The sequence below is a fragment of the Dyadobacter sp. 32 genome (genome assembly GCF_902506755.1).
In the GTDB taxonomy this organism is placed as follows: domain Bacteria; phylum Bacteroidota; class Bacteroidia; order Cytophagales; family Spirosomataceae; genus Dyadobacter.
This window is the reverse complement of the sequence record NZ_LR735258.1, coordinates 5134714-5147448: the sequence shown is the minus strand read 5'-3', so window position 1 is coordinate 5147448 and position 12735 is coordinate 5134714. Positions and strand designations below refer to the sequence as shown.

Genomic DNA, 12735 nt, shown 5'->3' with positions numbered 1-12735 from the left:
TTCAATTAAAGGTCAATAAAAAAACAAAAAGGTATAACCAAAGTAAATCCAGAAAATGCCAGTAAGTAGAGCAGATCTGAATCTGACGCAAACTTTTAGCATGAACTTTCAATCGAAAAACAGCTCGTAGAGCAAACAAAAGAACGATCAACCCGCTGATTATGTGAAATCCATGTAAACCGGTGAACACATAAAAGAAGGATCCCGAAGGATTGCCCACAAAGTAAACATTCATGTCTACCAGATTTCTCCATCCTTCAAACTGCATCCAAAGGAATGCCAGCCCAAGTGCAAATGTAATAGAAATTGCAATTTTCAATTGTTTAAACTGATCTTTTTTCGCGGCAAAGTACGCCCACTGCATGGAAATACTACTTACAAGCAACACAGCTGTACTGTACCAAAAGATTCTAGGCATCTCAAATTCCAGCCAATTTCCCTCAGCCCTGCGAACCAGATAAGCACTGGTTTGTGAAGCGAAAAGCATAATGATACTTACCAGGAAAAGCCAAAGAATAAACTTCATTGGATCCATCGCAAGTGTTTGCGCTGGCTGTTTAGCTACTTTTATGTGTTGAACGTCTTCCATTATTCTCTCTCTATTTACTTTATCACAACTTATCCAACAAAAACGCAATTTGTACTATTGGCAAATATATAAATGATCCAAACATCAACTGCCTGGCAGTCTTATCGGTACATCTTCTCATCAGGTGAAAGGTCTGCGCCAGAAACAGGACACCAAATATCGTCGCAATGAAAGCTGAATTGATACCCGTCATTCCCAACTGATAAGGCAACCATCCGATTGGCAAGAGGAAAAGCGTGTAAATCATTATCTGCAAAGTAGTATCCGAATCCTTCAAACCATTCGCTGGTAGCAACTTAAATCCCGCTCTCTTGTAATCCTCATCCAGTACCCAAGCTATTGCCCAAAAATGTGGGAACTGCCAGAAAAACTGAATAGCAAACAAAATACCAGGTTCCAGGCCAAAATGATTTGTGGCTGCAACCCATCCGATCATAGGAGGAAATGCTCCAGGGAAGGCGCCTACAAACACTGCAATGGGACCTTTACGCTTTAAAGGAGTGTATACAAACCCATACAGCAAAAGCGACAATAGCGATATAAGACCCGTGGTGAGATTAAATACAGTCACAAACAGGAACAACGAACCCACACCTAGAAACACGCTCCAGACAATAGCCTGATCAACGGAAATTCTTCTACTAGGTAGGGGTCTGCCCTTGGTCCTTTTCATTAAACCATCCAAATCCTTTTCAATGATCTGGTTAATAATATTTGCAGAGCCAGTTATCCCTATTGATGCTAAAATGAAAACAGCGAGAGTCGACCAAACCACCTCTTTTGCACCTAAGCAATACCCCATCGCACCCGAAAAGGCAATCAGTGATGCAAGCCTGAACTTCAATAGCTCAAACAAGGCCATCACCTTTTCTCCAACCTTACTAAAACTTAAACTTTGATCTGCTGACGTCATTATGTTTTTGTTCATCTACACAAATTCCCGACTCACGTTTGTCTGCTTGCCCACAGACAAATATTTCCTATGATTAATTAATAACCAAACCACGAATTGTAACCCAATCAAGACAATGGCGAACGTTAGATGTAAAGGTTGAGCAAAAGCCGGGACACCAAAATAAGCCATGACTACCCCAGTGATCACCTCGGCCCCAATCATCGCCAAACACCAAAGTACAATTCTGCTTATGACCGGAACATCATTTTGTACAAGCTTATAAAACCAATACAAATTGACGGCTGCAATAACTATGGAAAACGATCGGTGGATGTAAAACTTAAATCCTAAAGCATCTACCCACTCGGCTCGCGCGTCATATCCAAGAGACCTGATAACTTCATCCATTACCTCCCTCACCTGCGTGCCCAACAGGATCTGAGCCAACGATAAAAAAAGCACACCTAATCCCAATCCATTCAAGAGCCTGCTATCAATAACAGCTTGAACAGTAACGCGATCGTTAAACTCAGCCCAAACAAATAAATACAGCAAAACAAAAACAATCACAACCGCAAGAAACATATGCAATGTAATTATCGCAGGCATCAATTCTGTTGAAACAACCTTTGCACCCAACCAGCCCTGTACACCTACCAGAATAAAGGCCACAAGGCTCAGAATAAAAATCTTGCGATTACCAGTCTTTAGAAAAGGAATTGAGGCTAATAGCGTAGAAAAAATCATTAACCCTGTAAATGCTCCCAAAAGCCTGTTCACATATTCAATCCAAGTTTTAACCGGATTGAATTCGATTTCCCCTTTCAGCTTGGCACCATAAATTTCCTTATAATTTAATGGTAGCTGAGAGACCTCCGTAGGAGGTATCCAGCTACCAAAACATTTAGGCCAATCCGGGCATCCCATCCCAGCACCTGTACTTCTCACCACACCACCGGCCACAATCAGGAAGTATAGGGATATAACAGTATTAAGCGTTACTCGCCGGAATCTCCGATGAGCTTTCAAATTAATGCCCTGAGCTAAATTGGTCATTAAAATTCTGCTTCTCAATTTCTTTCTCCATGGAAATCAATTCATTCTCGTGTGGAAAATTGGATTCCAAAGTCTGCGAGTAGGGAACATTTTGTGGAATAAAGTCTTCCTTTGCACCTGGCTTGCTATAATCGTATGACCAACGATACACCGGTGGAATTTCACCTGGCCAGTTGCCATGTCCGGGAAGCCTAGGTGTAGTCCATTCAAGCGTATTCGACCTCCATGGGTTTTGAGGCGCTTTCTTGCCTTTAAAAATGCTATAAAAGAAGTTCCAGAGGAATATAAACTGAGCAATGAAGGAAAAAATAGCCGCTATGGATATGAACATATTCATATCTCCAAACTTATTCGTAAAATCGTAGCTCGTGAACGAGTAATAACGACGCGGGAAACCGGCTATCCCTACATAATGCATCGGAATAAACACCAGATAAATACCAATGAAACTAAACCAGAAATGTATCTGCCCCAAAGTATTATTCATCATACGACCAAACATCTTGGGAAACCAGTGATAAACCCCTGCGAAAAGACCAAAGGCAGAAGCCGCACCCATTACAAGGTGAAAGTGAGCGACTACAAAATAGGTATCATGCAGCTGAATATCCAATGCACTATTTCCGAGTATAATACCCGTTAACCCTCCAGAAACAAAAAGCGAAACCAGACCAATCGAAAACAGCATACCGGGGGTAAACACAATGTTTCCCTTCCAGAGCGTAGTGATGTAGTTAAAACCTTTCACAGCAGATGGCACCGCAATAATTAATGTCAGGAACATAAAGACCGATCCCAGGAAAGGATTCATTCCCGTTACGAACATATGGTGTGCCCATACAATGAACGCAAGGAAAGCGATACCCAACATTGATGCGATCATCGCTCTGTAACCAAAGATAGGCTTGCGTGCGTTTGTCGCAATGACCTCGGAAGTAATTCCCAAACCAGGTAACAAAACGATATACACCTCTGGGTGCCCCAGGAACCAAAATAAATGTTGAAACAAAATCGGGCTTCCACCAACATTAGGAAGTGCCTCTCCATTAATATAAATATCTGACAGATAAAAACTTGTACCAAAATGACGGTCGAATATCAACAGCAATACTGACGAAAACAGAACCGGGAAAGATATCAATCCCAATACAGCAGTAATTAAAAACGCCCAGATTGTAAGCGGTAGACGATCGAAGGTCATACCCCTCGTACGCAGGTTAATCACGGTGGTAATGTAATTGATCCCACCTAAAAGCTGAGAAACAATAAACAACGCCATACTAGCCAGCCATAACGTCATACCCATTCCTGAGCCAGGATGCGCCTGGGGTAATGCACTCAGGGGCGGATAGATTACCCAACCACCCGCCGCAGGTCCCGCCTGCAGAAATAGCGAAGCAAACATGATAATACTGGCAACAAAGAAAAACCAGTACGAAAGCATGTTCATAAATCCCGAAGCCATATCCCTGGCGCCGATCTGTAAGGGTATTAAAAAGTTACTGAATGTTCCACTCAACCCGGCCGTAAGTACAAAGAATACCATAATGGTACCGTGCATTGTTACTAAAGCCAGATAGAATCCTGTATCCAGCTTACCCGATTCACTGATCCATTGCCCAAGCACAGGTTTAAGCCAGGAAAGATTTGCATCCGGAAACCCAAGCTGAATACGAAAAACCACAGACATGGAAATTCCGATCACAGCCCAAATAATACCTGTTATAAGGTACTGCTTTGCTATCACCTTGTGGTCCTCGCAGAAGATATACTTCTGCCAAAAATTTTGTTCAACGTGCTCATGTTCCTCTACATGAGCTAACTCCATTCCTTCAATAGCTGACATATGACTATTTTGTCTTTAAATTTACTAATTAGCGCAGTGAGCTGCTTGTTCCTACCGATCCACCCACAGTTGCAGTTTTTGAACTATCAGCTGGTGCTGTAACATCTGCAGGTAAATTCTTCATTGCCTTGGCCTTCAAATTATCGGGCACCTTAGCCAGGTATTCCGGGTACGTTTGTAAAAAAGTAGTCTGCTCAGCGCACCACTTTTTATAGGAGGCCTCATCCTCAACCACCAAACGCATTTTCATAGAAAAATGTCCCTGTCCGCAAACCTCAGTACAAGCAATCTCATAATCAAATTTCGGATTGCCTGTCTCAGCACGCATCTCTGCAGTTGTCTTATCCGCAACAAACCAGAATTTCGTTGGCATACCGGGAACTGCATCCATTTTTACGCGCATGTGTGGGATAAACACGCTATGCAATACATCCCTCGCACGAATCTTCAACAACACAGGACGATTAGCCGGTATGTGAAGCTCACTAGGGTTGGTAAAGTCATCAAACGAATTTTCGTCAGATAAGTCTATACCCACTTCATTCTGTGCATCAATAAGCTTGTAATTGTAATTACCCAACTTATTATCGCTTACTCCACCATACCGTGCGATCCAGTTAAACTGCTTCCCGGTTATTTCAATAACCTCGGAATCACGTGGTGCCTCTGACGTTATATCCGACCATGCTTTCCATCCTGTAAACACCAGCAAGGCCATCACGATAGCCGGTACAATCGTCCAGATCAACTCCAGCTTATGATTGTCGGGATAAAATGCTGCCTTATTACCCTTCTTATATTGATATTTCCAGGCAAAGAAGAAGATCAGGAAATTGACAAATATGAAAGGGATGGTTAAAATACCCATTGAAAACCAGAACAAATCATCTGTCCTTCTTCCGTGTACCGAAGAAGCCTCGGGTAAATAGTACTGAGTAGAATCCAGATAGGACCAGGTAATAGCAATGGTTCCGAAAACCAGAATCACAAGGAACAGGATACCATTAATCCGGTTTCCTGAAGGAACCTCATCTTCTGCTTCCGGCTTCTTTACTCTTTTAAGCACATCCTGCAGCCTGCTCACAACAACTACCGTGAGAACCACAAAAACTAATGCAACTAAGGCGATAATATAATACATAATAATAAACAGGTTATGCTAAATTTAGGCGATATCGTGGTGCAATGACTCTTCAAGCATCGGGTGATGTCTCGGAATCAAATTAGCCTTCTCCAACTGACTAGCCACTGTCCAGGTGAAAGCACATATAAATATCAGAAAAAATCCCCACTCCAAAGGTCCAAATCCAGCTGAACCACCTACAGTACCGGGCATGATATTGGTGTAAAAATCCATATAATGTCCGATAATGACACTCCAGCAAGCCACTTTCAAAATCGAGTGCGTAAACTTCGCATCCCGGGTCATAAGCACTAAAAACGGAAAGAAGAAATTCAGGAATAAAGTAATGAAAAACGGAGCTTTATAGAATTCTCCATGTCCTCTGAATCTTTCCAGATAGTAAATAATTTCCTCCGGCATGTTGGCATAATAAATAAGCAAAAACTGCGCAAACCATACGTAAGTCCAGAATATACTGAAAGCAAATACGAATTTACCCAAATCACGTAAGTGACTGGAATTCACAGCCTTTAGATATCCTCTTTCTCTGAGCATTACAACAGTGAGGGTAATCACTGCAAGGCCGGCAACGTGCCAGCTAGCCAGTGTGTACCAGCCAAACATGGTGCTGAACCAGTGCGTGTCAATAGACATCACAAAATCCCAGGCGGAAGTGGAAGAAGTAACACCAAATACAACCAGAAACGCTGTTCCAAGTCTTACGCATTTGTCATAGAATTCTGTACCTCCTATTTCATCCTCCTGAAGAGATAACTTTCTGATAACTCTCCACATGCCATACCACAAGACAAAGTAAAGGACCAGGCGAATGACAAAGAAAGGCGTATTCAAAAATCCTCTTTTGCCTGCAATGATCGGATCATATTCTGGCCCTCCCACTTCATACAAACCCTCATGTGTCCAATGAAAAAGGTCATGTCCACCGAGGAAAAAGGTAATTAGCATGATTATACCTGTAAATGGCAGGAATGCAGGCATTGCTTCGGGAATTCTCTTGAAAACAACAGACCAGCCAGCCTGTGCCAGGTAGTTATAGGAAATGAAAAACATCCCAACCACCGAAATACCTGTAAAATAAACAGCGTTAACCCAGAGATTTGCCCAGACGCGAGTCAACCAGGTAGCAGCATGATGCCCCGCAGCAGCCACTTCCTGATGTGCTTTAGTTGCATTTTCTGGTGTAGGGTGCCCGATCGCAGATGCAGCATGCTCACTTCCATGCGCAACTACGTCATGCCCGCCATTGGCTGCCAAATAAGCTCCACCCAGAACCAGAGCTACACCAATGGCACCTCCAATAATCAAGTTTCTCTTAGCCCCCGATGTAAATTCAAACCGTTCTTCAATAGAAGGAATCGAATGTGCTGATGCCATTATTATTATAGTATTACTTCGTTATCTAATTAGTTAAGCCCCCTTCTGCAGTTTCTGCACATAATGTACAATCTTCCACCGCTCTTCCGGATTGATCTGCGAACCATGTGGCCACATACGCGCCTTCCCATGGGTGATCACGTGAAAAATGTGACCTTCGTTCATGGTTTTATAAGCATCACTGGCATAATTCGGTACCCCTTTATACATGGCACCCACTTTACCATCACCGGCACCACCTGCACCATGGCAATGTTGGCAATATCTTTCGTACATAACTTTTCCCTCAGCCAATGTTTTTTCACTCAAAGGAACAGGGTTCTTGAGTACTCTTGCCGAAATAGAAATGCTATCTGCCGGAATATTGTATATCATCAAATCCACACTGGCAGAATCACCCGTGCCGAAGGATGTATTATAGTTACGCCTTGCAACCGTTCCTTCCACAGGCAAACGCATCGTTAAACCCATGGGATTTATCGGGTTGGGCTTTTCTTGTCTGTATGGCTCATAGCCCACAGGCAAATACATATTGGGCGCATACTCTTTCCCTGGATTATTGGGATCACGCTGACATCCTATTGCTATAAGCGCTACAAAAGCAAAGGCACTCGAATACTTATATAAATTTTTCAATTTCATTTCAAACAAATTAAAACTGCTTGATGTTAACTTCCTCTGCACCACTATCTCTAAGTGCCCGCGATATTTCTTCCTCGCTCATAGAATTTTTACCCATATTGATAGCCATAACAAACTTGTTGTCAGTCGAGCGAGGGTCAAATCTTGGGTGAAAATGCGTGGCAGGCCCTAATCCATTGGATATGAAAAAGGTTATTACCATCCCGAAGGCTGTGAATAATACGGTAAGCTCAAAGGTAATCGGAATGTAGTTGGGAATGGAAACAGGATCTTTCCCTCCCACAATCATAGGCCAGTCAATACCCATGGTCCAGATCATCAGTGTCAATGCACAAATACAGCCAGTAACTCCAAACATAAATGCCGCAATACCGATTCGCGTTCTTGGGTGGCCCAGGGCATCATCAAGACCATGAATTGGGAACGGAGAGTAAACCTCCTGGATTTTCACACCCGCTTTTCGAAGTTTGGGAACCGCATGTAATACGGTATCGTCATCGTCATAAACGCCAACTAAATACTTCCCTGTTAATTCTGCCATACTTTTTCTTGTTTTAAGAGCACTATTATGCCCAAAAGTCGTCGTATCTAATATTTATTCTATATCCTTATTATACATCGGCGCCTCCTGACGAACTTTTGCAACACCACTGATCTTCTTAGGCAAGTTTGCAGATGTCGATCTAATTACCGCCTTAACCTCAGCCATGTTTATAACAGGCAAGTACTTGGAGAAAAGAAGGAAAAGCGTGAAGAACAATCCAAAGGAGAATATGTAGTCACCAATATCATACATCGTTGGAGAGAACATTGCCCAGCTGGAAGGAATATAATCTCTATGAAGTGAGGTAACAATAATAACGAAACGCTCAAACCACATACCAATATTTACCACAACCGAAATGAAGAAAGTAAATGTGATACTGCGACGTAACTTTCGAGACCAGAATAGCTGCGGAGATATTACATTACAAGTCATCATGGCCCAATATGCCCACCAATATGGACCAGTCATCCGATTAAAGAACGCGTAGTACTCGTACTCTACACCCGAATACCAAGCAATAAAGAACTCAGTAATATAGGCTACACCCACAACTGAACCTGTCAAGGTAATTACCTTGTTCATGGTTTCAATGTGTTCCAGGGTAATATAATCTTCCAGTCTGTAAACGACCCGTGTGATGAGCATCAAATTTTGCACCATTGCAAACCCTGAGAAAATCGCTCCTGCAACGAAGTACGGAGGGAAAATGGTTGTATGCCATCCTGGAATAACCGACGTTGCAAAGTCCATACTTACAATCGTATGAACTGAAAGTACCAGAGGGGTAGATAATCCGGCAAGAATTAAGCTTATGTACTCATAGCGTGACCATGTTTTTGCTGAGCCGTCCCATCCCATGGCAAATGTTCCGTACATGAAGCGGGATACCTTGCTTGTAGCACGGTCACGGATCGTGGCAAGGTCAGGAATAAGACCAATATACCAGAAAACAAGTGAAACTGAGAAGTAAGTACTAATAGCAAAAACGTCCCAAACAAGCGGTGAGTTAAAGTTAACCCAAAGTGAACCAAATACGTTGGGAAGTGGTAAAGCCCAATACGCCATCCATGGACGACCCATGTGCATCAGGATAAAAGAAGCGGCACAAATTACAGCGAAAATAGTCATCGCTTCTGCGGCACGGTTGATGGATGTTCTCCACTTTTGACGGAAAAGCAAAAGAATGGCTGAAATAAGGGTACCTGCGTGACCGATACCAACCCACCACACAAAATTGGTGATATCCCATGCCCAACCAACAGTTTTATTAAGTCCCCACACGCCAAGACCTTCCCACCAGGTCCATGCAAGACAAACGGATCCATAAGCCAATACGATCAGAGAAATACCAAAAGCAATTTTCCACTCCTTGGTTGGTTTACCCTCCACATGACGGCATATATCTTCCGTTACGTCTGCGTACGTTTTCCCACCTTGAATCAGGGGGTTTCTCACGGGTGAAGTAACATGCATACTACTTTAATTTATAATGATTTAATCTTCAAATAAATACAATTCAAAAGAATCAGGCGTGTTCCTTTTCGTGCTTTGGTGCCTCCGTTTTAGCCGCAGCATCTTTATTTCTGATCTTGGTAAGATAGGAAACCTGCGGACGCACGTTGATTTCTTCAAGCATATGAAACGCACGACCATTTTGCTCTACCGATAGAAGCTTCGATATTTTACTTTCAGGATCATTCATATCACCAAAAGTAATTGCGTTGGTTGGGCATGAAGAAGCACACACAACATTTACATCGCCATCCGCAACACGTTTTCTTTCCTTTTTCGCATTCAACTTGGCTTCCTGAATCAAATGGACACACATAGAGCATTTTTCAATCACCCCTCTGGACCGTACAGTCACCTCTGGGTTGATGACCATTTTCCCAAGATCATTGTTGAAGTTGTAGTCGAAATTATCGTTATCGAAATATTTGAACCAGTTAAAACGACGTACTTTATAAGGGCAGTTGTTTGCACAATATCTGGTACCCACACAGCGGTTATAAGCCATCTGGTTCAAGCCTTCAGAACTATGGGTTGTTGCCAATACGGGACATACCGTCTCGCATGGTGCATTGTTGCAATGTTGGCACATCATAGGCTGGAAAGTCACCTCCGGATTTTCCGAAGCTATTTCCAATCCTCTCAAATCCTCAACATCGGCATCGCTGCTATAGTACCTGTCGATACGTATCCAATGCATCTCACGACTATTGATGATCTCCTGACGGCCTACAACAGGAATATTGTTTTCGGACTGGCAACTGATCACACAGGATCCACATCCAAAACAAGTGTTCAGGTCTATTACCAGACCCCACGAGTGGTTTTTGTATTTGTGTCCATTCCAGAGAGAAAGGTCTGTTGCATCAACTGTACCTTCAGATGTAGGAATTTTGGGAATAAAACGACCAGCAAGCGGATCCTTTTGAAAATGGGACAAAACCGTCTCCTGAAGAACAGACTTACGATTCATAACCGTATTATGAGTCTGGGTCTGCGCTATTTCACGAAAATCTCCAGTTTTGGAAACCGTAACTTCACCTGGGGCAAAGGATAAAAACCCTTCAGAGAAAGTAGCAAGTGGATAGACGTTCTTACCAACACCGTTAGCCGATTTGCCGGCCTTTTCTCTACCATAACCAATGACAACAGCCACCGTATTGTGCGCAAGCCCAGGCTGAACAATCACTGGTAACTCAACAGATTTTCCTTTTAAGTCGACCTTAACAACATCCCCCTGAACAACCCCCAATTCCTTGGCAGTCTTTTGAGAAAGTCCCGCGTGGTTATCCCAGCAAGCTTTTGTAATAGGTTCAGGAAACTCCTGCAGCCATGGATTATTGGCAAGTGCACCATTTCCAATACCTATATTCTCAAAAATAGCTAGTTCAATTCCAGTGGAAGTCGCTTTGTATTTTTTCGCAACCGCAGATGCGGCCATATCAATATTTCCGGTAAACCCTGGCGCAGAAGCAGTAACATTACGGTTGGATGCAAATACACCATCATGTAATGACTTGATCCAGAATTTTTCAAAGTCGCCTGAACCGCCTTGGGTATAGACATTTTTTCTCCAGTAAGACTTTACATACTCATGAAAATCTGCCGATTGTCCAGCCCATTTTAAAAGACTGCTTTGTGCCTGCCTGGTAGCGAATATCAAACCAATTGTTGGCTGAGTAAGGCTATAAAAACCTGCTTTCGGCTCTGCATCATTCCATGACTCCAGATAATGCGGTGCCGGGCAAATGTATTTTAGTAAAGAAGAAGTCTCATCCGCACGATCGTTAAACGAAACACTTAAGCCTACCTTTGGAAACGCGGCAGCGAGTTCAGAACCACGAGGATGATCATATACCGGATTAGCCCCATAAACAATCACAGCATCCACTTTTCCGCCCTTAACTTCGTCCACGAACTCGTTCATAGACACATCATTTCCCTGACGGAAATAAACAGGGTTGTCCAGGTCAATCGTAGAACCGTAACTTCCCAGAAGGCTATTCAGTGCATTCACGATAACCTGAACAGAAGGATCATTGATGCCACAAACCACCAAGGCTTGTCCTTTGGCGGCCACAAGTTCTGTAGCAGCTTTATCCAGGTTCGCAATCTCAACAGATGGTGCGGTCACTGCTTTACCACCCAGTTTAGCGGCTACTTTGTTATACAATGCTGTAACAACCAAACCTAACTGTGACGGCTTAACAGCGGTACGATAATCAGCATTAGAACCAGTGAGAGACAAAACCGACTCAAACTGATAATGACGTGACATATCCTTTTTACCATCCTTGGAACTGCTTACCGAACGAGTTTGTGCGAATTGTGATGCATACAACTCTGGAGCTATCCAGGTTCCCAGGAAATCGGAATCAATGCCTACTACCAATTTAGCTTTACTAAAATCGTAAGCTGGAAGTACTGCTTTCCCAAAAGAAAGCTCATTGGCTTTTACAAGGGCTGCAGATGAATTGGCATCGTAAACGATGTGTTTTGTAGTCGGGAATTTCGTTGTAAAATCCGCGATTACAGATTTAGTAGAAGGGCTTAATATGGTTGGCGAAACAATGCGTATCGCACCACCCTTAGCCGCTATTTGCGTAAGCTGATCCTGAATTTCTTTATCAACGGCCTCCCAGCTAACCTTTGTGTCGTCTCCCTTTTTAGGACCTTTTAATTTTTCAATGTCATATAGCCCTAATAGAGACGCATGTACTCTAGCACTTACTCCGGAAGATGCTTTGGACAAGGAATTTCCCTCTATTTTTATTGGCCTTCCTTCTCGCGTCTTAACCAGAATACTTGCATAATCGCCACCTTCTGAATAAGTTGAGGCGTACCAGTTGGCAATTGTTGGAAACTCTCCCTCAGGTTTATTTACGTAAGGAATGGCTTTCTTCACAGGTGCTTCACAGGCAGCTAATGAAACCGCTGCCATTCCAAACCCTAAAACCTTAAGGAAATCACGACGGTGGGTACCTACCCCATCCACCAGACTTTCATATTGTGTTTCAGAAGGTGCCGATCCAGCGAATTCCGTACTTGCATCCTTAACAAACTTTTCGTCGTTACGTAGCTCTTCCAGTCCCCGCCAGTATCTCTTATTAGTATTTTCCATAAAACCTATTAA

General features: G+C 43.0%; 10 protein-coding genes. All 10 read right to left on the bottom strand.

Annotation, left to right across the window (positions count from 1 at the left end; all coding sequences use genetic code 11):
• Position 1 precedes the first annotated feature (1 nt).
• From DYADSP32_RS21085 to DYADSP32_RS21040, 10 genes are read right to left on the bottom strand one after another with little or no spacing between them, the layout of a single operon-like run.
• Positions 2 to 589, bottom strand: coding sequence for a cytochrome c oxidase subunit 3 (locus DYADSP32_RS21085; RefSeq protein ID WP_149240907.1), 588 nt, complete (start codon positions 587 to 589; stop codon positions 2 to 4).
• Positions 590 to 611: 22 nt separating this feature from the next.
• Complete coding sequence (cyoE, locus tag DYADSP32_RS21080) at positions 612 to 1502, bottom strand: heme o synthase (RefSeq protein WP_149240908.1); 891 nt, start codon at positions 1500 to 1502, stop codon at positions 612 to 614.
• Positions 1503 to 1517: 15 nt separating this feature from the next.
• Entirely contained in the window at positions 1518 to 2540 is a 1023-nt protein-coding gene (locus tag DYADSP32_RS21075; RefSeq protein WP_149240909.1) for a COX15/CtaA family protein, read from the bottom strand.
• A complete protein-coding gene (locus tag DYADSP32_RS21070; RefSeq protein ID WP_149240910.1) occupies positions 2515 to 4386 on the bottom strand; it encodes a cbb3-type cytochrome c oxidase subunit I in 1872 nt (623 codons plus the stop codon). Before DYADSP32_RS21070 ends, DYADSP32_RS21075 begins: the two co-directional genes overlap by 26 nt.
• A gap of 28 nt (positions 4387 to 4414) precedes the next feature.
• A complete protein-coding gene (locus DYADSP32_RS21065; RefSeq protein WP_149240911.1) occupies positions 4415 to 5527 on the bottom strand; it encodes a cytochrome c oxidase subunit II in 1113 nt (370 codons plus the stop codon).
• Between the two features lie 24 nt (positions 5528 to 5551).
• Entirely contained in the window at positions 5552 to 6904 is a 1353-nt protein-coding gene (locus tag DYADSP32_RS21060) for a quinol:cytochrome C oxidoreductase (RefSeq protein WP_149240912.1), read from the bottom strand.
• Positions 6905 to 6937: 33 nt separating this feature from the next.
• Positions 6938 to 7546, bottom strand: a complete 609-nt coding sequence (locus tag DYADSP32_RS21055; protein ID WP_149240913.1) for a c-type cytochrome — start codon at positions 7544 to 7546, stop codon at positions 6938 to 6940.
• A gap of 10 nt (positions 7547 to 7556) precedes the next feature.
• Positions 7557 to 8087 carry a DUF3341 domain-containing protein gene (locus DYADSP32_RS21050; RefSeq protein WP_149240914.1) on the bottom strand — a complete coding sequence of 177 codons (531 nt, stop codon included), beginning with the start codon at positions 8085 to 8087 and terminating at the stop codon, positions 7557 to 7559.
• Positions 8088 to 8141: 54 nt separating this feature from the next.
• Positions 8142 to 9566, bottom strand: a complete 1425-nt coding sequence (nrfD, locus tag DYADSP32_RS21045; RefSeq protein WP_149240915.1) for an NrfD/PsrC family molybdoenzyme membrane anchor subunit — start codon at positions 9564 to 9566, stop codon at positions 8142 to 8144.
• Between the two features lie 52 nt (positions 9567 to 9618).
• Complete coding sequence (locus tag DYADSP32_RS21040; RefSeq protein ID WP_149240916.1) at positions 9619 to 12723, bottom strand: TAT-variant-translocated molybdopterin oxidoreductase; 3105 nt, start codon at positions 12721 to 12723, stop codon at positions 9619 to 9621.
• Positions 12724 to 12735 lie beyond the last annotated feature (12 nt).